The sequence below is a fragment of the Geomonas diazotrophica genome (genome assembly GCF_019063885.1).
GTDB classification, from domain to species: domain Bacteria; phylum Desulfobacterota; class Desulfuromonadia; order Geobacterales; family Geobacteraceae; genus Geomonas; species Geomonas diazotrophica.
The window spans coordinates 269,194-290,525 of the sequence record NZ_CP077684.1 but is presented as its reverse complement, the minus strand read 5'-3'; the positions used below and the strand labels follow the sequence as shown (position 1 = coordinate 290,525).

The window sequence follows — 21,332 nt, the reverse complement described above, 5'->3', positions numbered from 1 at the left end:
CCGCTACTTGAAGATGATCATGGGAAGCTCGTCCGCCTTGCCTGCGGCCGGCTTCGCCCCCTCCCCCTTCGCCTCTCGCGCCTTCGCGGGGTATTCCGCCTCGAGCCTCTTCGCCACCTCATCCGCACGTGCCGTGTCCCCAGACTTCAGGTAGGCCTGCTGCAGGTTGAAGAGGGTGTCGGCGAGCCCGGGCTCGCCCGGGAAGCGCTGCAGCGCCTCGTTCAGCCGCTTGATCGCGGAGGGGTACTTCTTGGTTCTCAGGTAGAAATTCCCAACGTAGTTCTCGTAGGCGAGCTGCTTGCCGCGGCAGTCGGCGAGCTTCACCTTGGCGTCCGCCGCGTACTCCGAGCCAGGGTACTGGGCCAGGAACATCTCCAGGTAGTGCACGGAGTTCTTCACCGCCGTCTGGTCGGTGTCGATGCCGGTGATCTCGTTGTAGTTGGACACTCCCAGGCGGTACAGCGCGTACGGGGCCTTCTCGTTGCTCGGGTGGAGCTTGCGGAAATCCTCGTAGGCTGCGGCCGCCTCGATGAAGGCGCCGTTATCGAAGTGGGCATCCGCGATCTTCAGCTCGGCCTGCGCCGTCAGTTCGGGGTTGCTGTAGCTCTCCTTCACCTTCTTGAACTGCGCGATGGCGTCCTCGAAGTGCCGGGAGGCGTAGGCGGCCTCGCCTTCCTTGAAATAGGTCTCGGGACTCTTCACCGGGGCCGGAGCCGTAGCGCAGGCGCCGACCAGCAGGAGCAGGGAGAAAAGGCCCGGGTAACGCAGGTGTCGAGAGTGCATGTGTGACTCCTCCAGTGCGATGAGATCATGAAAAAGCCCCCGAGGCCCAAGCCGCTACGGCCCCGGAGGCTCAGTATTTAAGCCCGGCCGGCGCGCTTGCGCTTGGTCGGGTCGAGCTCCTTCTTGCGCAGTCGGATGGACTGCGGCGTCACCTCTACCAGTTCGTCCTCGTCGATGAACTCGAGCGCCTGCTCCAGTGTGAGGACGCGCGGCGGGGTGAGCTTGATGGCGTCGTCGCTGCCGGAGGCGCGCACGTTGGTGAGCTTCTTACCCTTGCAGGGGTTCACCTCGAGGTCGTTGTCCTTCGCGTGCTGGCCAATGATCATGCCGCCGTAGACCTCGACGCCGGCGCCGAGGAAGAGGATGCCGCGCGGCTGCAGCGCGTCCAGCGAGTAGGCGGTGGTCTCACCCTGCTCCATGGCGATCAGGACGCCGTTCTTGCGCCCCGGGATCTCCCCCTTGTAGGGTGCGTAGTTGTGGAAGGTGTGGGTGATCACCGCGGTGCCGCGGGTCTCGGTGAGGAACTCGCCCCTGATCCCGATCAGGCCGCGGGCCGGCACGATGAACTCCAGGCGCACCGTCTCGCCCATCGGGTTCATGGCGACCATCTCCCCCTTGCGGGGTCCCATGCGCTCGATGATGGCGCCCTGGTACTCGGCGGGGACGTCCACCACCAGGTACTCCATCGGCTCGTGGCGCACGCCCTCGACCATGCGCATGATGACCTCGGGCTTGGAGACGGCCATCTCGAACCCCTCGCGGCGCATGTTCTCGATCAGGATGGAGAGGTGCAGCTCGCCGCGGCCGGAGACCTGGAAGGTATCGGCGTTGGCGGTGTTGGCGACCCTGAGCGACACGTTGGTGCGCAGTTCGCGGTCCAGGCGCTCGCGGATGTTCCTGGAGGTCACGAGCTTACCCTCGCGCCCGGCGAAGGGGGAGGAGTTGACGATGAAGTTCATGGACAGGGTCGGCTCATCGATGGCGACGTAGGGGAGCGGCATCGGGTTTTCGGCCGAGGCCAGCGTCTCACCGATCCCCACCTCGGTGAAGCCCGCGATGGTGACGATGTCGCCGGTGAAGGCTTCCGGGATCTCGACCTGCTTCAGCCCCTCGTACCCCAAGAGCTTGGTGACGCGCCCCTTGGAGATGGTGCCGTCGCGCTTGATGAGGGCCACGGTCTCGCCGGCGCTCACCTTGCCGTTGAAGATCTTGCCGGTGGCGATGCGGCCGATGTAGTCGTTGTAGTCGATGTTGGTGACCAGGAGCTGGAACGGCGCTTCCGGGTTCCCTTCGGGGGGATGCACGTTGTCCTTGATCAGCTCGAACAGGGGCTCCATGTTCTCGGAGGGCTGGTCCATCTCGCGCATGGCGTACCCCATCTTGGCGCTGGTGTAGCAGATGGCGAAGTCGAGCTGGGCGTCGGAGGCCTGCAGTTCGCAGAACAGGTCGAAGACCATGTCGACGACTTCCGAGGGGCGGGCGCCGGGGCGGTCCACCTTGTTGATGACCACGATCGGTTTCAAGCCCAGGTCGAGCGACTTCTTCAGTACGAAACGGGTCTGCGGCATCGGACCGTCGAGTGCGTCGACGAGCAGCAGCACGGAGTCGACCATCTTGAGCACGCGCTCCACTTCGCCGCCGAAGTCGGCGTGTCCCGGGGTGTCGACGATGTTGATCTTGTAGTCGCCGTGGTGGATGGAGAGGTTCTTGGCGAGGATGGTGATGCCGCGCTCCTTCTCCAGGTCGTTGGAATCCATCACGCGCTCGGTGATCGCCTCGTTTTCCCTGAAAACACCGGACTGTTTCAACATGGCATCGACCAAGGTGGTCTTGCCGTGGTCGACGTGGGCGATGATGGCGATGTTTCTGATCTTCTCCTGCATGCTTTACTGCTCCTTTTCTTGGCTCGGCTACAAATAAAAAGACGAGCAGCGAAGCCCGTCTTAAAAAACAGCTCAATATGGCACTTTTGAGATATCTTTACAAGCTATTTTCTGATAATCCGGCGCTTTCCACCCATTGCTGCCATCTGCTGCTTCTGGATGGTCGCCAAACTCTCCAGGTGGAACTGCAGCCACATCTCGCCGTACCCCTTCATCTTCATCTTCTTCCCTTCGCGCAAAAGCTCCAGGTTCTGCTTCAGGTTCTCGTCTCCGGGGAGCTTCGCCACCCCCTTGGCCACGATCTCGCAGGCCTTCACGTTCTCGCCGATCTCGTTGAGGCAGTAGCCGTAGAGGGCGTAGAGCAGCGACTCCTTGGGGCTCGCCATGAGCGCCTTGTCGAAGGTCTCCTTCATCTTGTCGTGCTTGTTCTTTTTCATGTAGGTGACGCCGAGCATCCCCATGGTGACCCAGTTCTTGAAGAAACCCTTCTCCAGGTACGGGAAGGCGGTGGCGAACTCGCGCCTGACGAAGTAGACCATGCCGATGGCGGAGTTGATCTGGCTCTCCACGTAGATCTGCCACTTGCCGTAGGGGAGCGCCGACTTCAGGTCGCGGATCCCCTTCTCGAAGCGCTGGGCCTGGATGTCCTTCATGGCCGGCTCCATTATCGCTTCGAGCCTCTTGGTGATGATGCGGGAGATGATCAGAAAGCTCGCCATGAAGACGATCATGGCGCCCAGAAGCGCCGCCCACCAGTACTGGAAGCCGGCGGCGAGGGAAACGACGAGGAAAACTGCGATAGCTGCGCCTGCGGAAATAAGAAGGTTGTACATCGGCTGATTTATCCTTTCGTGGTGCGGGTCACGTGATTTGCGAGACGGTCGATTGGGGCTACCCCTCGTCCCTGACCAGGGCGCCCTTCTTCTCCTGGTACTTGGCGACGATGATGCGTTTGCCGGGCTTTAAAGCCACCCGGGTCTTCAGGTTGTTCCAGGCGGAGAGGAGCCTGGCCGTTACGTTGAACCTCTTGGCGAGCGAGGTGAGGGTATCCCCCTTTTTCACCGTGTAGTACTTGTGGAACTCCTTGGGCTCGGCCTTGGCCACCGCCTTGATGTCCTTCGCCACAACCACCGGGCTCTCCGGCTGCGCCTGTTGCGCCTGTTGCGCAGGATGCGCCGGGTGCCCTTCGCCCCGCGCGGAGGCGACCTGGACCGGGATGGTCAGCACTCGCCCGGCGAGTTTCACCTTCCTTTTCCCCAGGTTGTTCAGCTCGGCGATGCTCTGCGGCGAGGCGTTGAAGCGCCTGGCGATGGAGGTGAGGGTGTCGCGCTTCTTGGCCCGGTACTGCACGTTCCTCACCCGCTCGACGTAGCGGTCGGACTCGGGGATCTTCGCGTACTCGGTCGCGCAGGCGCCCCCTGCTCCCTTGGGGACCTTCAGCAGGTACCCCGGGTAGTCCGGCGGCGTGGTGGCGCGGCGCAGCTCCGGGTTGAGCTCCTTTATGTTCTGAAGGGGAACGCCGCACGCCTTGGCCATCACGTCGAGGTCGGTACGGGACGGGATCGGTACCTGGTCGAACTCGATGGGGGGGAGGTAGGCGACGTCGGCGAAGCCGAACTTGGCGGGTTCCTTGGCGATGATGGCCGCGGCCAGGAGCTTGGGAACGTAGTCCTTGGTCTCGCGGGCCAGGTAGCTCCCCTTGGAGATCTCCCAGAAGTCGCGGGTGTTGTACATGTTGATGGCGCGCAGGATCTTGTTCTCTCCCGCGTTGTACCCCGCCGCGGCGAGGTACCAGTCGTTGTTGAACAGCGCGTAGAGCTCTTTGAGGTAGAGCGCCGCGGCGATGGTTGCCTTCAAGGGGTCGCGCCTCTCGTCGATCCAGGGGTCGATCCTGAGCGCGTAGCGCTTGCCGGTGGCCGGCATGAACTGCCAGGGGCCGACGGCGGCGGCCACGGATACGGCGTGGGGCATGAAGCCGCTCTCGATCATGGCCAGGTAGACCAGGTCCTCGGGGAGCGCTTCCTTCTTGAGCACCTCCCGCATCATCGGGATGTAGCGCTCGCTCCTTGAGAGCCACTTGGCGAAGGAAGCGCGGCCGGAGCCCTGGAAGTAGCGGGTGAAGTACTCGACCTTGGAGTTGAACGTGAGGGGGATGTCGGAGTCGGGAAGCTCCATTTCGGGGAGCTTCAGATCGAAGTCGTCGGAGTCGTCGGTTACGTCGTCGTTGCCGGGGAAATCGGCGGAGGTAAGGCCGAGTCCCCTGGAAAGGGCGAGGTCGGCCGAGGCAAGCTGCTGGGTCTGGTGGTCCTTGCGTCCGGACTCCTGGGAGAGCTCTCCAGGCGCCGCGAGGGCGAAGCAGGGGGTCAGGAGTGCAACTATGATCAGGGTAACTTTAAGCATTCAATACCTTTTTTTGAGTGACGACACGCGTACGCACAGGCGCGCAGAATAGCGGAATTTGGCACAGTTGTCAATTCAAAGGGGGTTTGACCGATGCAGACCAAGGGGCGGAGGCGGCAACCGGGTGCCCCACGCCCCTATCGGGCGCATCGGCGATGCGGTGCCGGACTTTAGCGAAAGGGTACGAAACGGCCGGATCTGGCCCGGGGGGGGCAGGTGAGGCAGGAGATACAAAAGGCCCCCCGTTGCGAACGGGGGGCCTTTTCCGATGGGGGAGCCCGCCGCGGTCAGGCGACGGGCCGACTAGGGCAACCTTCTTTGCAGTGGGTTACCGGACGGATCATGAAGAAGTTAGTCCACATATCCTGATCTCCTTTTCCCTGGTTGGATTTGCATCCCTCGCTTTATGGTTCCCGGAGGATGGGGAAAAATATAATGGTCCCCCCTCTCCTTGTCAACCGCCCCCGGCAGGCTACGGACCGTGGCGCTTCTTCATCAGCCGAAGCAGCCATCCGTCCCTGAGCGCCAGCGCCGCGTGGGGACAAAGCTCCCGACAGCAGAAGCAGCGGATGCAGCGCTGGTAGTCGAAACGGAGCCGCCCCCCCTCCACCCGTATCGCCGCCGGCGGGCAGGCCTTGACGCAGACACCGCAGAGTTCGCACTTGCCGGGCGCGACCTCGGGACGGGAGGTGAACTGGTTTCTGAGCCGGTTCTTCAGGAACCCCGGGAGCCCGAACTGGACGTCGGAAAGATGGGGGAGCCGGAGCGGGCGCTCCAGCACCGTTTCGGGGTCACCCCCCACAACCGTCACCTCCTCGGGCCGGGTACCGGGGAGCCCCATGCGCCGGGCCGCGTTCTCCAGGTAGAGGAGCGCCCTCGGTATACCCGCCACCCGCGCGGCGACCTGGTCCACGGCAACCGCGTTGTCCCCGGCCAGAAGCACGCCGACCTGGCAGGGGTCGCCGCTCCCCGGGCCGTTCCCCTCCATGGCGACCACCGCGTCGACGATGTTCAGATCCGGTTCGCGCAGCCGGTACAGTTCGAGGAGCATGCTGGCGAAGAGCTCCTTGTCCGCCCCGGCCTTCAGGTGCCAGGCGGCCTTGGCGGTCCCCACCACGGCACCGAACAGGTTCTTGACGCAGCAGGTCATGGTCATCATCTCGTGGGTCTTCAGCTTGGGGAGGTTGATCAGGCGGTCCGCCTCGAGGTACGGGCGCGCCAGCTCGAACTCCTTGAAGGTGCCCACCCCCGCCACGGGGAGCGCCTCGGTGAAGGGGACGAACTCCGCCCCGGTCTCCTCGATGACCGCCATCATGCCCGAGCGTTCCGCCACGCGGCGACCGCTCCCCACCCCCGGTGAGTCTCCCACCAGAGGCACGCCACCCGCCCGGCGCACCTCGAGGATCACGGCGCGCAGCAGCTCCGGGTGCGTGGTGACCGCCGCCTCGGGCGGCTTGGCCGAGAGGAGGTTCGGTTTGATCAGCACCCGCTCCCCCGGCTTCACGTAACGCCCCATCCCCCCCAGCGGTTCCAGGAGCCGGGCCACCGCATCACGCACCTCTTCGCGCCCGTATCCCGAAACCCGCTCCAGCGCCACCTGATACATCTCATCCTCCCGGTTGAAAGCTGTTGTAAAGTGCCACGGCACTGAGGTAGATTCCATACCATGAAACGGGCCATCGAGCAATTCTGCGACTACCTGGAGACCGAACGCAACGTCTCGCCCCACACCCTTGCCGCCTACCGGAGCGACCTGGAGCAGTTCGCCTCCTTCCTGGCGCAGCGGAGCGAGCCGCTCCCCGAAGCGGTCGACCACCTCGCCATCAGGCAGTACCTGGCCCAGTTGCACAAGGGGCACGCCAAGAGTTCCATCGGGCGCAAGCTCTCCGCGATCCGGGCGCTGTTCCGCTTCCTGCTCCGGGAGGGGCGCCTGGAAAAGAACCCCGCAGAGCTGGTCAGCACACCGAAGAAGGAAAAGCGCCTCCCCTTCCACCTGAACATCGACCAGGTCAGCGCGCTGGTGGAGGCTCCTGCCGGGAGCAGGCTCCCGCTTCGGGACCGGGCGGTGCTGGAGACCCTCTACTCCTGCGGCATAAGGGTGAGCGAGCTGACGGGGATGAACATCGGGGACCTCGACCTAGCCGACGGGGTGGCGCGGGTCATGGGCAAGGGGGGGAAGGAGCGCATCGTGCCGGTAGGCTCCTTTGCCCGGCAGGCCCTGTCCGCCTACCTCGCCGAGCGCGGCGCCACGGACCCCGGGGAGCCGCTCATCCTGAACAGCCGCGGCAAGAGGATCAACCGGCGCAGCGTCACGCGCATCGTGGACACCCACATGCTGCTCATCGCCGCCATGCGCAAGGTCTCCCCGCACACGCTGCGCCACACCTTCGCCACCCACCTTCTGGAAGGGGGGGCCGACCTGCGTGCCATCCAGGAGCTCTTGGGGCACGCCTCGCTCTCCACCACCCAGAAGTACACCCACGTCAGCATAGACAAGCTGATGGAGGTGTACGACCAGGCCCACCCCAAGGCCCGCGGGTAGCCGTAGCGGCGAGACCATCTGCCGGCGTGCCCGCCCCGCATCAAAGAAAAAGGCCCCACCGTTTCCGGCGGGGCCTTTTTTGCTGCTTTTGCTGCGAGCGGTTAGTCTTCGCAGAGATCGATCTTCACATCCCAGTTCTTGAGCTTCATGGTGCCGTTCTTCTCAAGGTTGAGGTGCATCTTGAAGGCGCGATCCCAAAGCTGCGGCTCGTGGCCGACCTTCCTCGCCAGGCAGTCCTTCTCGGCGATGTTGAGGTACTCGGTGAGCTGCGCCTTGTAGTCCGGGTGCGCGCACTTCTCGATGATGCGACGGGCGCGCTCTTTCGGAGCCAGGCCGCGCAGGTCGGCCAGACCCTGCTCGGTGATGACGCAGTCGAGGTCGTGCTCGGTGTGGTCGATGTGCGAGCAGTGCGGCACGACGCAGGAGATACCGGTCGGGTCGGTCTTGCTCGGACGGGAGGACGGGGTGTGCATCATCTTCAGGAAGCCGTTCCTCAGGAAGTCGCCGGAGCCGCCCAGGCCGTTGATCATGCGGGTACCGCCGACCAGGGTGGAGTTGGCGTGAGCGAAGATGTCGATCTCCACCGGGGTGTTCATGGCGATGCAGCCCAGACGACGAATCGGCTCCGGTGCGTTGGAGATGGAGAGCGGACGCAGGGTGATCTTGTCGAAGTACTTGTCCATGTTCTCGAAGAAGCGCGGGAAGCCCGGGCTGGCCGAGAGGGACAGCGAGCAGGAGGAAGCCGCGTCGAGCTTGCCGGAGTCAAAGAGGTCCAGCATGGTGTCCTGGAGCACCTCGGTGTAGACGGTCAGGTTCTTGAAGGGGCCTTTGGCCAGACCGCCGATGACGGCGTTGGCGATGGAGCCTACGCCCGACTGGATCGGGAGCAGGTTCTTCGGCAGACGGCCCGCTTTCACCTCGGTGGTGAAGAAGTCGATGATGTGGTTCGCGATCGCCTCGGAGGTGTCATCCTGCTCGGCGAAGGCGCGGCCCTGGTCACGCAGCTTGGACTCGACCACGGCAACTACCTTGCTCGGATCGCACGGGATGGAGGTGGAACCGATCCTTTCCCCGGCGTGGGTGATGCCGAAGATCTGACGGTTCGGCGGGGTGAGCGGGGTCAAGAGGTCGTGGATCCCTTCGAAGGAGGGCTGTCCGGTGTTCACCTCGAGGATGATCTTGTCGCAGATCATCAGGATCTCAGGGATAACGCCGCAGGAAGAGGTCGGCACCAGGGAGCCGTCTTCCTTGATGGCGGAGACTTCGATGATGGCGAGGTCGAGTTTGCCGCTCTCGGAGTCCTTGGTGTAGAAGCCGTAGCCCAGGTCCTGTGCGAACAGGGAGAGGTGCTTGTCGCCCATGCGGATGCGGCCGGAGTTGATGCCGGCGGCGATGTTCTTGCCGGTCTGGTACGGCCAGCGGCGGTCGATCATGTCCAGAGTCGCCCAACGGTCTTCGGTCTCGGCACCAACGGAGGCCCCGATGAAGAGGTTGAACTTCAGCTTGCCCTGCAGGTTGTTCTTCTCAACATGGTCAGCCAGGGCGATGGGCACCACTTTCGGGTAACCAGCCGGGGTGAAGCCGGACCAGCCGAGGTTCATCCCGTTCTTGAAGAACTCAATGGTCTGCTCGGGAGCCATGACCTTGTTCAAAAGTTGTTTGCATTTTACCCGGTCTTGAAGTGTGCCGTACTCGGACATATCTGCCTCCTGTTTTGTTTTGATGTTTACGACAAAATCAGCGTAAAGCTGACAAATCACATGGTTTTCTGCGCCACGCCGCACGCGGTAAATACCTTGCTTGGCGTGATTTTGCTCGCTTTGGGTGAAAATTAGAACTGAATTCTACTTAAGGGCGCCCACAGAGTCAACTAAAAAGCCGTAACGCCCCGTACCGCTCCCCTGCCCCCCGAAAACCTCGATCCCGGCGTGGCACGGCCGCATCCGGAGGGACCTACGGGTATGTATACAGTATGCAATCTAATCTGAACTTGCCGTTCACGTCAAGAATAAAAAGTTGTTTCGTGCGCCTGGAGACGCCGCGCCGGCCACGGCCGAAGCGCTTTGTTCTGTTAAATTGGGTATTTTCATGAAGGAAAGAGTTCGGGCGCGGATGGAAATTTTTCTTTCAATTCTGCCCCTCTATGCGACGACGCCGCGGCGCCCCGGGGCGGGGCCGCGGCAGGATGGACCGCCTGCCGGCTTGAAGCCGCCACCCCGGTGGGCGCTGCAGCGGCGGCCACCGCCTGCAGCGCGTCTTACACAAAAATAAAACAAAAGGAGGGTGGTCGGCGGCTCCGCTCAAGCGGCTGACGTGCAGGAGGCGGAGCCGCCACGGGGGCGGCCGTTTCCGGGCGTCCGGAGGCGGCGCTACTTGGCGAGGTATCCGAGCCGGACGGCGCCCCAGTGCCGGTTGTTCAGGACGATCGGGGTGGAGATGTCGTTCATGATCTCCCCGGTGTCCCTCATGTAGGTCTGCAGCAGGTACGGCTCGGTGTTCTGGGCCGCCTTGAGGCCGGTCTTGTCGTCGAAGATCCGCTTGGTCCGGTTGTTCACCTTATCGGTTTCCGGGTCGCCGGTCAGAGGCTTGGAATAGCGGAGGTTGTGGCAAGGGACGTAGCCGTGGTCGTCGACGCAGATGGCGAAGAAGATGGTCCCCTTGCGCCCCAGGACCTCCTCCTGCACCGGCGAGACATACTGGTCGAAGAAGCCGTCGAACGCGGTGTGGAACTTCTGCGGCGAGGTGTTGGCAATGGGGCGGTAGTTGCGGTCGAAGAGGTCGGCCATGGTGATCTTGCCCGAGGCGACCCCCTGTTCCAGGGTCGAGGTAAGCTTGTCCCTCAACTCCGTGGCGAGACTCTTCATCTCGTCGTGCCGGTTGCCTACGCTGAACTTCCCGACCGTGGAGAAAATCTGCTCCGCCACCCGGGTCAGGTCGGTGAAGGCCCGGTCGCTTTCCCGCATGTCCTCGTGCACCCCGGAGGCGGAGTTGGAAACGTTGTGGATCTTCTCCGCGATCTCGTTGGTGGTGGCACTCTGTTCCTCGGTCGCGGAGGCGATCTGGTTGATGAGCTGCGCGGTCTCGCCCGCCAACCCCAGTATCCGCTCCAGGCACTCCCGGGCCGCCGCCGACTTCTCGACGCCGTCTTCCACCCGCCCCTGCTCCTCGGTGATGGAGCGGGCCGCCTCGCGGCTCTCGATCTGGATGTTGGTGATGATCTTGGCGATCTCCTTGGTGGAGGTGGCTGTCTTCTCCGAGAGCATCTTCACCTCGTCGGCGACCACCGCGAAGCCGCGTCCGTGCTCACCGGCGCGCGCCGCCTCGATGGCGGCGTTGAGGGCCAGAAGCTTGGTCTGGTCCGCGATGTCCTCGATGAGGACGATGATGTCGCCGATCTGGGCCGACGAAGTCTCCAGCCGCTCCACGGTCCCCAGGGTCTGCGCCACGTTCTCCCGGATCAGGGTGATCGAGTTGCAGGCGCTGTCCACGACGCTCATGCCGCGGTTGGCCGCCTCGTCGACCTCGGAGGAGAACTCCGCCGCCTGGTGGGTGTTGCCGGCCACGACGTTGAGGGTCGCCGCCATCTCCTCGGTGGCAACCGCAACCGCCTCGGAACGCTGCTTCTGTTCCGCCGCGGAGGTGACCGTCTTCGCCGCGCGGGTGGAAACATGGCACAGCGAGATCGAGATGTTCTCGGCGAGGTCGTAGATCACCGTGATCGTCTCGCGCAGCTTTCGGACCAGGTGGTTGATATGGCGCGCCAGGTCGCCGATCTCGTCATCGGAGCGGACCGGAATCTCCTTAGTGAGGTCCCCCTCCCCTTCGGCGATGTCCCTGAGCTTCTCTGAGAAGAAGAGGATCTCCCGCATCACCGATTTCCTGAAGAAGAAGTACATCCCCCCCATCATGCAGCCGAAAAAGATGCATCCCGCCCCCACCAGGATGGCGATCATCCTGACCGCGCTCTGGTAGCCATCCTCGAGGGACGAGGTTAAAAGTACGGCCCCGAGGTACTTGTCGCCGGCATCGTGGCACTGCTGGCAGCGTTGTTCGTTCTTCATCGGGACCGCGGAACGAAGGGTGTGGATGCCGCCGACCGCCTCCCGCTTCTCGACCCGCTTCCCGGTGACGAAGCTCTCGGCGACGTCCTTGTTCGCCGCCCCGGTCACCGGATCCTTCGCATCCTTTCCGAAGACCTGGAGGTCAAAGCCGAAGTGCTGCGCCTTCGCCGTCTGGGCCAGGTTCAGCACCGACTTCGTGTCGTCCTTCATCATGAAAGCGGAGATCTCGTCGATGATGACGGCCGACATGGTGCGGCTGTTCTGCTCCTGCAGCTTCATGGTGGAACTGTACTGGAGCCAGATGGCCAGGCATCCCACTATGGCGATCCCGACCAACAGGTTGATACCGACGATAGCGAGTATCTTGTGCATCAGCTTGTTCTTGAACATCATACCTCCCAGGTGGGCGCGAGAACCCTCAGTCAGTACTGTGACTATCGGCAAATGCCTCCCCACCTTTAGAAACAGCGTTTAAAATTATCAATATTTAATTCAACCGAACCTCACACGGCGACTCCGTTCACGGTCTCTTGATTTCGGTCAAAAGCCGGCAGTGCAATGGATGGTATCATTGATACAAATCGGCAAGGGAGGACACCATGAACGGGATAGACGAACAGGAGCTCTTTCGGCAACTGGTACACAACTGCAATGACGCCATCATCTTCTCTGACAGGGAAGGTTTGATCAGGCTCTGGAACAAGGGGGCGGAGGAGATGCTCGGGTTCAGCGCCGAGGAGGCGCTGGGGCAGTCGCTCGACATCTTCATCCCGGAAAACCAGCGCGCTCGCCACTGGGAAGGGTACCATCGCGTCATGGAGACCGGCATCACGCGCTACTCCAAGGATCTGCTGGCGGCCCCCTCCCTGAAAAAGGACGGTTCGCGCGTCTCGACGGAGTTCTCCATGACCATCATCAGGGATGCCCAAGGGAAGGTCGCCGGAACCGTGGCGGTGATGAGGGACGTGACGGCCCGATGGCAAAAGGAAAAAGCGCTGCGGGCGCGCCTCGCCGAACTGGAAAAGGCGCAGGGAGCCTAACGGCTCCGTAAAAAAAGAGGGCGCCGGGAGTGATCCCGGCGCCCTCAGCTCGCCCTCGTGCTGCCGTTAACGGCGTCAACCTACCTGGTCGACCAGGTAGTTCTGCACCCCCATCTGCGAGATCTGATCGAGTTGGGCCTCGATGTCGTCGATGTGGTCCTCCTCCTGCTTGAGGATCGATTCCAGCAGCTCCTTGGTCCCGTTGTCCCCAAGTTCCAGAGCCAGCTTGATGCTCTCGTTGTACCCCTTGATGGCGCTCTCCTCGAGGGCATGGTCGAACTGGTGCATCTTCGGGATCTCCCCGCCGATGTGGATCGGGTCCAGCCTGCTCACGATCGGCCGCCCCTCCAGAAACAGTATCCGCTCGATCAGCTTCTCCGCATGCTTCATCTCGGTGATGGCGCGCTCGCGGATGGCGGAGTACAGCCTCTTGTAGCCCCAATTCTCGCACATCTCGGCGTGCACCATGTACTGGTTGGTCGCGGTCAGCTCCTCCGCCAGGCGTACGTTCAACTGCTCGATCACCCTCTCGTTTCCCTTCATGGACGACCTCCTTTTTTGGCGGCCCGGCAGCTGCGGGCGCGTTCGCTTCCGGCAACCGAAAGGGTGCGCCGGCGTGCGCTGCTAATTTATTCTAATTTAAAACGAATAGATTATACCCGCGCTGGCCTGGTTGGCAATTCAAGAGCCGCTTAAGAGGGGAGAGGCGAAGAGACCAACAAAAAACGCCGCCCCGCTTTCGCGGGACGGCGCATGTTTTTGCAGCTGGGGAAAGGGTGCTACGCGACCGTCTCCTCCGGTTCCTCCTCCACGGCGTCCCCCCCCATCGGGGCGGCCTCCCCTGTCGGGAGCAGCAGGTTCAACAGGATGGCGGCGATGCCGCACAGGCTCACGCCGTGCAGGTGCTGACCGGCCACGTTGATGCTGAGCCCGCCGATGCCGAAAACCAGCACCAGCGAGACGATGATCAGGTTGCGCGGGCGGTGCATGTCGACCTGGGCGTGGATGAGGGTGTTCAGGCCGACGGAGGCGATGGAGCCGAAAAGGAGCATCATGATCCCCCCCATGACCGGCACCGGGATGGACTGCAGGATGGCGTTGAACTTCCCGAAGAAGGCCATGACGACGGCGAAGCCGGCGGCCCAGGTCATGATGACCGGGTTGTAGCAGCGGGTGATCATGACGGCGCCGGTCACCTCGGCGTAGGTGGTGACCGGAGGTCCCCCCACGAGCGCGGCGGCGCAGACCGCCAGGCCGTCCCCCAGCATGGTGCGGTGCAGCCCCGGCTTCTCGGTGTAGTCCTTGCCGGTGACCGCTCCGATGGCGACGACGTCGCCCACGTGCTCGATGGCAGGTGCCAGGGCGACCGGGACCATGAACAGGACGGCGGACCAGTTCCACTCGGGTGTCACGAACTTGGGCACCTCGATCCAGGGGGCCGCCGCGATCTTGGAGAAATCGACCAGGCCGAAGAAGATGGAGACGATGTAACCCACGGCGACGCCGGAAAGCACCGGCAAGAGGCGGAAGATCCCCCTGGCGCGCACGGCCACGACGGCGGTGGTGGCGAGCGAGATGCCGGCCACGAGGAGCGCTGTGTCGTAGTCGACCAGCACGGCCTTGCCGTCGCCGGTCTTGCCCATGGCCATGTTGACCGCCACGTTGGCGAGCCCAAGGCCGATGATCATGATGATGGGACCTACCACCACCGGCGGCATGATGTGGTGCACGAAGTCGGCGCCGCGCAGGTAGATGGCCAGCGAGAAGGCGAGGTAGAGCCAACCCGCGGCGAAGAGCCCGCCCATGGTCGAAGGGAGCCCCCAGGTCTGCACGCTGTAGATGATGGGCGCGATGAAGGCGAAGGAGGAGCCGAGGAAGATGGGGACCTGGCGCTTGGTGCAGAGCTGGAAGATGATGGTGCCCATCCCCGCGCCCAGAAGGGCCATGCTCGGGTTGAGCCCGGTGAGGATCGGAACCAGCACCAGCGCGCCGAAGGCGACAAAAAGGATCTGCGCGCCGGACAGCGCCTGGCGCCAGACCGGCTCTTTTACTTCAGACATGCAATAGACCTCGCTTGGAAAATGATACGGAGGGGACACCCCCGCTAGGGTACGGCAGGGGTGCTACTTGGTGCCGAAGATCTTGTCGCCGGCGTCGCCGAGCCCGGGGAGGATGTAGCCGTGCTCGTTGAGCCGCTCGTCGATGGCGGCCACGTAGATGTCTATGTCGGGATAGGCGGAGCTGATCTTCGCGAGCCCCTCGGGTGCCGCGACCAGGCAGAGCACGCGGATCTGGCGGCAGCCGTTCTTCCTGAGCATCTCGATGGTCGCAGCCATCGAGCCGCCGGTCGCCAGCATGGGATCGATGATCAGGGCGAGGCGCTCGTCCAGTTTGCCCACGAACCGCTCGAAGTAGGTGTGCGCCTCGAGGGTCTCCTCGTTCCTGGCCAGCCCCACCACGCTCACCTTCGCGTTGGGGATCATGTCCAGCACGCCTTCCAGCATGCCGATCCCGGCGCGCAGGATGGGCACCACGGTCACCTTCTTCCCCTTGATCTGCTGGATCTCGATGGTGCTGCCGTCCCAGCCGGTGATGTCACGGGACTCCAGCGGGAAGTCGCGGGTGGCCTCGTAGGCGAGCAGGCAGGCGATCTCGGCGGTGAGCTCGCGGAACTTCTTCGTGCTGATGCCGGACTCGCGCATCAGGCCAATTTTGTGCTTCACCAGGGGGTGGTTTACTTCGTGGACGCTCATCTGGCTCTCCCGTCGAAAATTTTGGTCATACCATACCGGATTTTATGACTGGAAACAAGCAGTTGCGCATTAGACAGAGCCAATCGGGACGGCGGAGGTTTGATAACGGCAGACAGCCGGCAGGGTGAGCTGTTCCTGGCCGGGTCACGGCCGCCGTCGGGGGTGGATCGCCCCGGGCGCGCCGTTGAACCGGCGGCCCGATTGCTGCGGTGAAGCGGGGGGAAACGGGATCAGAAGTAGCGGTAGGAAAGGACTCTGACGCCCTTCCAGGCGCCGAAGGCGAGGACGGCAACGGTGAGGAGAAGACAGAAAAGCGCGGCCACGCGGTGCAGCGCCGTCTCGCGGCTCCGCTCCCGGTAGCCCAGCAGCTTCGCCGTGACGATGCCGCCGACGATGCCCCCGCCATGTCCCCAGTTGTTGATGCCGGGCATGATGAGGCCGAAGACCACGAGGCTGATCAGCCAGCCGCTCACCTCGCGCGAGACGGCCTGGCCGTAGTTGCCGCCGCGGCTCTTGCCGAAATAGAACAGGGCGCCGATCAGTCCGCAGACCGCCGCGGAAGCCCCGATGGTGAAGGGGACGCCGGCCAGCACGGAGAGGAGGTACCCGGTCAGACCACTTACCGTGTAGATGACGAACATGCGGCTCGCGCCGAACTCGGCGCAGACCCAGGGGCCGATTTGCCGCAGCGCCATCATGTTGAAGAGGATGTGCAGCGCCCCCCCGTGCAGGTAGTTGGCGGAGACGAGCGTCCAGAGGCCGTACCGGAACAGGGGATAGGTCCCGGTGGCCCCGAGCAGCGCCAGGCTGTTGTCGTCCGGAGACAGAAAGCCGAACAGCCCCCCGCCCAGCGCGGTTCTGCTCGAGACCAGCAGCGACAGGAGGTAGTACGCGACGTTGGCGACGATGAGGGCGTTGATGACGAGATCGCTCCCCCTGTCGCCGCGCAGCACCTCGACCACCCTCCCCCCGGGGCGCGACAGCGCGGCGCCGCACCAAAGGCAGGAGGAGTATCGGGCGTCGGTGGCGCGTCCGCATTCGGGACAGGTTATGGAAGGGTGAGCCATGGGGGATACCTCTGAGAGAGTTTGCGCCCCACTGTACCATTTTCGCCGAATAAAACAACATGGACTCTGCCATGACGCCCTTAAAAAAGCGCGCCGGCAGTCACTTTACCAGGAAGCGCCTTCGATTCGTTGCGACATCAACGCGGCATGATAGATTCTTATCGTCGTTCACTTTCATCTAGATCCTGTGCAGCACCCCGGCGAGGTGTCCTATGACAGAGATTTGCTGCGATGAACTCGGCCCTTCACGCGTCATTCACCTCTATTCCCCCAAGGAGCGGCTCCGGGCCTTCGTGGTCATCGACAATACCGCGCTCGGACCTGCGGTCGGAGGGGTGCGCGTGTCGCCGACGGTTGGCGTCGAGGAGGTGGCGCGGCTGGCGCGGGCCATGACTCTCAAGAACGCCGCGGCCGGCCTGCAGCATGGCGGCGCCAAGGCGGGGATCGTGGCCGACCCGTCGGACCCGCGCAAGGAGAGGATCTTCCGGGTCTTCGCACGCATGATCAAGGATCTGACCGACTACATACCCGGCCCCGACATGGGATGCGACGAGACGGCCATGGCCTGGATCCGTAATGAAACGGGGAGATCGCTGGGGCTGCCGGCCGAGCTCGGGGGACTGCCGCTGGACCGACTGGGCGCGACGGGGTTCGGCGTGGCCGAGTGCGCCGAGGTCGCGGCCGGATTCGCCCGGGTCGAGCTGAAGGGGGCGCGGGTCGCCATCGCGGGGTTTGGCAGCGTCGGCAAGGCTGCGGCGCGCTTTCTTTCGGAAAAGGGTGCGCTGCTCGTGGGAGCCTCCGACAGTCGCGGCGCCGTCCACGATCCTGCCGGCATCGACCTCGCGGCACTGGTCGAGGTGAAGCGCCGGGGGGGGAGCGTCGCCGACTACGGCAAGGGAGACCGGCTCTCCCGAGACGAGATCTTCGCCGTTTCCTGCGACATCCTGGTGCCGGCGGCCACGCCCGACGTCATCCACCGTGGCAACGTCGGGCAGGTCCAGGCCCGCCTGATCCTGCAAGGGGCCAACATCCCCTGCACCGCGGAGGCGGAAAAGGAGCTGCAGACGCGCGGCACCGTGGTGGTGCCGGATTTCATCGCCAACGCGGGGGGCGTGATCATGGCGGCCATGGAGTACGCAGGGAGGAACGAACAGGAGGCTTTCGCGGCGATCGCACAGAGAATAAGGAAAAACACGAGGGTGGTGCTGGAGCGGGCCGCGGGCGCCGGGATCCTGCCGCGGGAGGCGGCGGATGCGCTGGCCAGGGAACGGGTCGAAAAGGCTATGAGCTTCAGGGACTATTGAAAAGGTTCTACGTTCTACGTTCTACGTTCAAGGCTCGAGGCAGAGGCGAGAGCCGAGCCTGCAGGGACCCCGCGGAAGCACCGGTCGGGACTCCTTGAGCGGCCGCACTCCTAGCCGCAGTCCAGGAACAGCAGGGCGGGGTCTTCCAGGTAGCGCAGCACCTTCCCCAGGAACCTCGCGGCGTCGGCCCCGTCGGTGGCCCGGTGGTCGAAGGTAAGGGAGAGGGGGAGGATCTTCCTGATGGCGATCTCCCCCCGGTGCACCCAGGGTCGCTCCACGATGCGCCCGAACCCCATGATGGCGACATCGGGCCAGTTGATGATCGGGGTGGCGAAGGTGCCGCCGAAGTGCCCGTAATTGGTTATGGTGAAACTGCTCCCCTTCAGCTCGTCGAGGGCGATGCTCCGCTCGCGCGCCTTGCGCCCCAGCTCCTGGATCGCCTGCGCCAGCTCGATGATGCTCTTCTTGTCCACGTCCCGGATCACCGGGACCATGAGCCCCTCCGGCGTGTCCACGGCGATCCCGAAATGGTAGTGCCGCTTCAGCACCAGCTCCTGGGTCTCGTCGTCTATGGAGGCGTTCAGGAGCGGGTGCTCCTTCAGCGCGTGCTGCACGGCCTTCATGAAGAAGGGTAGGAAGGTGAGATGGGTGCCGCGCGACTCCACCTCCCCCTGCTCCCGGCTGCGCATCTCGAAGACATCGGTGATATCGACCTCTTCCATGCTGGTCACGAAGGCGGTGATCCTCTGGGAGGCGGTCACGTTGCGCGCGATGGTGCGGCGCAGCCCCCGCAGCGGCACCCGCTCTTCAGGCCCTGCGCCCCCCATCACCCTTGCGGCGGGGGGAAGCTGCCGGTCCAGGTCCTCGGGCCTGATGCAGCCGCGCGGCCCGCTCCCCTTGATGCTCCTGAGATCGATGCCCCGCTCGCGCGCCAGCTTGCGCACCATCGGCGTCGCCAGCCCCTCGAAGGCGCCGGCCACAGCCGGGAGCGGTTCCTCCTCCGCCTCGGGGAGCGATCCCACGATGCCGACCGACGCAGGCCGGGGTGCCGGCCGCTGTTCCGCTGCCTGCAGCTTGGGTTCGGCCTCCCGGTCCGCGAGGGTCAACAGGACCTCGCCGACCTGAACCGTCTCCCCTTCCTTGCGGCGCAGACCCGACACGACACCCGACCGGGGCGAGGGAACCTCGACCACGGCCTTGTCGGTCTCCACCTCCAGAAGCGGCTGGTGCTCCCGGACCGCGTCCCCCTCGGCGACCAGCCAGCGGCGCAGTTCCACCTCGGCGATCCCTTCACCCAGATCCGGAAGTTTGAAGTCGAAGGCCATGTGCGATTCTCCTTGAAATCCCTGTCAGTCCGACGTTCACCTGCATGGCTCCTCCCCCCGGAGGTGGGAGGAGGGAGGGAGGAAATGGGCGACGCCGCGCATCCCTCCCCTAAACTCTCCCCTCCGGGGGAGGGGGCGAATCAATACTGCAGCACCTCGTCGAGGGCGTTCCGGATCTGTTCCGCGCCGGGGAGGTAGTGGTCGATCAGCTTGGCCAGGGGGACCGGGACGTCGGGCGCGGTGACGCGTAAGATGGGGGCGCGCAGGTGCAGGATCGCCTCCTCGGCGACAGTCGCCGCTATCTCGGCGCCGAAGCCGCAGGTCTTGGCCGCCTCGTGCACGATCACCAGGCGTCCGGTCTTCTGCACCGACTTGACGATGGCCTCGCTGTCGAAGGGGTTCAGGGTGAGGAGATCGAGCACCTCCGCGTCGTAACCCTCGACCGACTTCAGCACCCGCTCCAGCATGCTCCCCCACGCCACCACGGTCACCGAGTTCCCCCCCCGCGCCACCCGGGCCCGCCCGAGCTCCACCAGGTACTCCCCTTCCGGCACCTCCTCGCGCAGGAGGCGGTACAGCCGGGTCGGCTCCAGGAAAAGCACCGGGTCGGGGTCGCGCAGCGCCGCCAGCAAGAGCCCCTTGGCAACGTAGGGCCCCGACGGCACCACCACCTTCAGCCCTGGGACCTGGCAAAAGAGCGCCTCGGTGCTCTCCTCGTGCAGTTCGGGGGCCTTGATGCCGCCGCCGTAGGGGGTGCGCACCACCATCGGGCAGCTGTAGCGGCCGCGGGAGCGGGAGCGGAGCCTGGCTGCATGGGCGAAGAGCTGTTCGAAGGCGGAATAGGTGAAGCCCAGGAACTGGATTTCCGGCACCGGGCGCAGGCCGTAGGCCGCCATGCCTATGGCCGCCCCCATGATCCCCGCTTCGCACAGGGGGGTATCGATGACCCGCTCGCTGCCGAAGCGCTCCCAAAGCCCCTCGGTCACCCGGAACACACCGCCGTCGCGCCCGACGTCCTCCCCCAGCAGGAGCACCCGGTCGTCGCGCGCCATCTCCAGGGAGAGCGCCTGGTTGATCGCCTGTACCATGTTGAGCTGGGCCATGTCAGCGCACCTTCCTTTGCCCGGCCTGACGCGGGGTGAGCGTGGCGAGGACCCCTTCGAAGAGATCGGCCGCGGCCGGCGGGGGCTGCGACTCCATCTCCCGCACCCCGTCGTCGACGATTGTAGCGACCTTTGCCGCGGCCTCCTCCCCCTTTTGCGGGCTCCAGAGTCCGCGCCCCTCCAGAAAGCGCTCCAGGCGCAGGATGGGGTCGCGCTCTCCCCAGTATGCGACCTCTTCGGCAGAGCGGTAGCGCCCGGCGTCGTCGGCGGTGGTATGGTCGGCCATGCGGTAGGTGAGACATTCGATGAAGGTGGGACCGCCGCCGCTTCTGGCCTTCTCGACCGCCTGGCGGGTGGCGCGATACACGGCGAAGACGTCGTTGCCGTCCACCTGCACCCCCTCGAAACCGTAGGCGATCGCCTTCTGCGCCAGGGATGCGGAGGCGGTCTGCCCCTTGAGGGGGATGGAGATAGCCCACTGGTTGTTCTGGCAGATGAACACCAGGGGAAGGTTGAAGACGCCGGCCAGGTTCATCCCCTCGTGGAAGTCCCCCTTGGAGGTGGCCCCGTCGCCGAAGTAGGTGACCACCGCCACCGGGTCGCGGCGGTAGCGCGCAGCGAGCGCCGCCCCGGCCGCCTGCGGGATCTGGCTCCCGACGGCCACGCAGAAGGGGAAGATGTTCAGATGCGGCGGCACCTTTTGGGCCCGCTCGTCCCCCCCCCAGTACTGCAAAAGCTGCGAGATCGGGTAGCCCAGCGTCAGGTGCGCGCCCATCTCCCGGAAGGATGGGAAGAGCCAGTCCTTTTCCGTCAGGGCAAAGGCGCTCCCCACCTGGGCCGCCTCTTGCCCCCGGATGGGGGGATAGGTGCCGATGCGCCCCTCCCGCTGCAGGGCGACCGCGCGCTCGTCGAAGATGCGCGCAAGCAGCATCAGCTCGTAGATGCGCCAGATCTCGGCGTCGGAGAGTGGCGGCAAAAGCTCCGGATCCGCCTCCCCCTTCTCGTTCAGGACTTCCAGGCGCTTGATTTGAAAATCGGCAAGTAGCAGTTCCGGCATGGCACGCTCACTTA

At 64.3% G+C, this 21,332-nt stretch carries 17 protein-coding genes; 3 read left to right on the top strand and 14 right to left on the bottom strand.

All coding sequences use genetic code 11. The features are described 5' to 3' along the window. Positions 1-3: 3 nt before the first annotated feature. The 5 genes from KP003_RS01230 to KP003_RS01210 all read right to left on the bottom strand — a co-directional run bounded on the left by KP003_RS01230 (position 4) and on the right by KP003_RS01210 (position 6,672). The gene (locus KP003_RS01230; protein WP_216499118.1) at positions 4-783 is read right to left on the bottom strand and encodes an outer membrane protein assembly factor BamD; all 780 of its coding nucleotides are present in this window, start codon (positions 781-783) and stop codon (positions 4-6) included. A gap of 77 nt (positions 784-860) precedes the next feature. Then, complete coding sequence (gene typA, locus KP003_RS01225; protein WP_216499119.1) at positions 861-2,666, bottom strand: translational GTPase TypA; 1,806 nt, start codon at positions 2,664-2,666, stop codon at positions 861-863. A gap of 104 nt (positions 2,667-2,770) precedes the next feature. Next, a complete protein-coding gene (locus KP003_RS01220) occupies positions 2,771-3,499 on the bottom strand; it encodes a tetratricopeptide repeat protein (RefSeq protein WP_216499120.1) in 729 nt (242 codons plus the stop codon). 58 nt (positions 3,500-3,557) lie between these two features. Beyond that, a complete protein-coding gene (locus KP003_RS01215; RefSeq protein ID WP_216499121.1) occupies positions 3,558-5,066 on the bottom strand; it encodes a lytic transglycosylase domain-containing protein in 1,509 nt (502 codons plus the stop codon). Between the two features lie 472 nt (positions 5,067-5,538). Continuing rightward, on the bottom strand, positions 5,539-6,672 hold the full coding sequence (locus KP003_RS01210) for a DUF362 domain-containing protein (RefSeq protein WP_217300234.1): 1,134 nt from the start codon (positions 6,670-6,672) through the stop codon (positions 5,539-5,541). A gap of 60 nt (positions 6,673-6,732) precedes the next feature. Between KP003_RS01210 and xerC the strand changes: the two genes are divergently transcribed. Continuing rightward, entirely contained in the window at positions 6,733-7,608 is an 876-nt protein-coding gene (gene xerC / locus KP003_RS01205; RefSeq protein ID WP_216499123.1) for a tyrosine recombinase XerC, read from the top strand. 101 nt (positions 7,609-7,709) lie between these two features. On the opposite strand, the gene scpC is transcribed toward xerC, so the two are convergent. Further along, positions 7,710-9,308 carry a succinyl-CoA:acetate CoA-transferase ScpC gene (scpC, locus tag KP003_RS01200; RefSeq protein ID WP_216499124.1) on the bottom strand — a complete coding sequence of 533 codons (1,599 nt, stop codon included), beginning with the start codon at positions 9,306-9,308 and terminating at the stop codon, positions 7,710-7,712. A 669-nt stretch (positions 9,309-9,977) separates the two neighbouring features. Next, a complete protein-coding gene (locus KP003_RS01195) occupies positions 9,978-12,059 on the bottom strand; it encodes a methyl-accepting chemotaxis protein (RefSeq protein ID WP_216499125.1) in 2,082 nt (693 codons plus the stop codon). A 209-nt stretch (positions 12,060-12,268) separates the two neighbouring features. Here KP003_RS01195 and KP003_RS01190 point away from each other — a divergent pair, with 209 nt between their 5' ends. Then, complete coding sequence (locus tag KP003_RS01190) at positions 12,269-12,709, top strand: PAS domain-containing protein (protein ID WP_216499126.1); 441 nt, start codon at positions 12,269-12,271, stop codon at positions 12,707-12,709. Positions 12,710-12,784: 75 nt separating this feature from the next. Here KP003_RS01190 and bfr read toward each other — a convergent pair whose 3' ends face one another. The 4 genes from bfr to KP003_RS01170 form a co-directional block, all read right to left on the bottom strand. Further along, positions 12,785-13,252: a bacterioferritin gene (gene bfr / locus KP003_RS01185; protein ID WP_199387718.1), complete on the bottom strand. Its 468-nt coding sequence runs from the start codon at positions 13,250-13,252 to the stop codon at positions 12,785-12,787. Positions 13,253-13,488: 236 nt separating this feature from the next. Further along, complete coding sequence (locus KP003_RS01180) at positions 13,489-14,769, bottom strand: uracil-xanthine permease family protein (protein WP_216499127.1); 1,281 nt, start codon at positions 14,767-14,769, stop codon at positions 13,489-13,491. Positions 14,770-14,832: 63 nt separating this feature from the next. Next, positions 14,833-15,462: a uracil phosphoribosyltransferase gene (upp, locus tag KP003_RS01175; protein ID WP_216499128.1), complete on the bottom strand. Its 630-nt coding sequence runs from the start codon at positions 15,460-15,462 to the stop codon at positions 14,833-14,835. Between the two features lie 230 nt (positions 15,463-15,692). Then, the gene (locus KP003_RS01170; RefSeq protein ID WP_216499129.1) at positions 15,693-16,529 is read right to left on the bottom strand and encodes a rhomboid family intramembrane serine protease; all 837 of its coding nucleotides are present in this window, start codon (positions 16,527-16,529) and stop codon (positions 15,693-15,695) included. A gap of 212 nt (positions 16,530-16,741) precedes the next feature. On the opposite strand from KP003_RS01170, the gene KP003_RS01165 reads away from it, so the two are divergent. Further along, on the top strand, positions 16,742-17,833 hold the full coding sequence (locus KP003_RS01165) for a Glu/Leu/Phe/Val family dehydrogenase (protein ID WP_216499130.1): 1,092 nt from the start codon (positions 16,742-16,744) through the stop codon (positions 17,831-17,833). A gap of 110 nt (positions 17,834-17,943) precedes the next feature. Here the strand turns inward: KP003_RS01165 and KP003_RS01160 are convergent, their stop codons facing one another. The 3 genes from KP003_RS01160 to pdhA form a co-directional block, all read right to left on the bottom strand. Then, positions 17,944-19,158, bottom strand: coding sequence for a dihydrolipoamide acetyltransferase family protein (locus KP003_RS01160; RefSeq protein ID WP_216499131.1), 1,215 nt, complete (start codon positions 19,156-19,158; stop codon positions 17,944-17,946). 140 nt (positions 19,159-19,298) lie between these two features. Then, positions 19,299-20,261, bottom strand: coding sequence for an alpha-ketoacid dehydrogenase subunit beta (locus tag KP003_RS01155; protein WP_216499132.1), 963 nt, complete (start codon positions 20,259-20,261; stop codon positions 19,299-19,301). A gap of 1 nt (position 20,262) precedes the next feature. Then, complete coding sequence (gene pdhA, locus KP003_RS01150) at positions 20,263-21,318, bottom strand: pyruvate dehydrogenase (acetyl-transferring) E1 component subunit alpha (RefSeq protein WP_216499133.1); 1,056 nt, start codon at positions 21,316-21,318, stop codon at positions 20,263-20,265. Positions 21,319-21,332 lie beyond the last annotated feature (14 nt).

Coding starts and splice junctions, on each gene's coding strand:
- KP003_RS01155 (WP_216499132.1), bottom strand. CDS start 20,261: ATGGCCCAGCTCAACATGGTACAGGCGATCAACCAGGCGCTCTCCCTG.
- xerC (WP_216499123.1), top strand. CDS start 6,733: ATGAAACGGGCCATCGAGCAATTCTGCGACTACCTGGAGACCGAACGC.
- KP003_RS01195 (WP_216499125.1), bottom strand. CDS start 12,059: ATGTTCAAGAACAAGCTGATGCACAAGATACTCGCTATCGTCGGTATC.
- pdhA (WP_216499133.1), bottom strand. CDS start 21,318: ATGCCGGAACTGCTACTTGCCGATTTTCAAATCAAGCGCCTGGAAGTC.
- KP003_RS01190 (WP_216499126.1), top strand. CDS start 12,269: ATGAACGGGATAGACGAACAGGAGCTCTTTCGGCAACTGGTACACAAC.
- upp (WP_216499128.1), bottom strand. CDS start 15,462: ATGAGCGTCCACGAAGTAAACCACCCCCTGGTGAAGCACAAAATTGGC.
- KP003_RS01170 (WP_216499129.1), bottom strand. CDS start 16,529: ATGGCTCACCCTTCCATAACCTGTCCCGAATGCGGACGCGCCACCGAC.
- KP003_RS01210 (WP_217300234.1), bottom strand. CDS start 6,672: ATGTATCAGGTGGCGCTGGAGCGGGTTTCGGGATACGGGCGCGAAGAG.
- KP003_RS01165 (WP_216499130.1), top strand. CDS start 16,742: ATGACAGAGATTTGCTGCGATGAACTCGGCCCTTCACGCGTCATTCAC.
- KP003_RS01230 (WP_216499118.1), bottom strand. CDS start 783: ATGCACTCTCGACACCTGCGTTACCCGGGCCTTTTCTCCCTGCTCCTG.
- KP003_RS01220 (WP_216499120.1), bottom strand. CDS start 3,499: ATGTACAACCTTCTTATTTCCGCAGGCGCAGCTATCGCAGTTTTCCTC.
- KP003_RS01215 (WP_216499121.1), bottom strand. CDS start 5,066: ATGCTTAAAGTTACCCTGATCATAGTTGCACTCCTGACCCCCTGCTTC.
- scpC (WP_216499124.1), bottom strand. CDS start 9,308: ATGTCCGAGTACGGCACACTTCAAGACCGGGTAAAATGCAAACAACTT.
- typA (WP_216499119.1), bottom strand. CDS start 2,666: ATGCAGGAGAAGATCAGAAACATCGCCATCATCGCCCACGTCGACCAC.
- bfr (WP_199387718.1), bottom strand. CDS start 13,252: ATGAAGGGAAACGAGAGGGTGATCGAGCAGTTGAACGTACGCCTGGCG.
- KP003_RS01160 (WP_216499131.1), bottom strand. CDS start 19,158: ATGGCCTTCGACTTCAAACTTCCGGATCTGGGTGAAGGGATCGCCGAG.
- KP003_RS01180 (WP_216499127.1), bottom strand. CDS start 14,769: ATGTCTGAAGTAAAAGAGCCGGTCTGGCGCCAGGCGCTGTCCGGCGCG.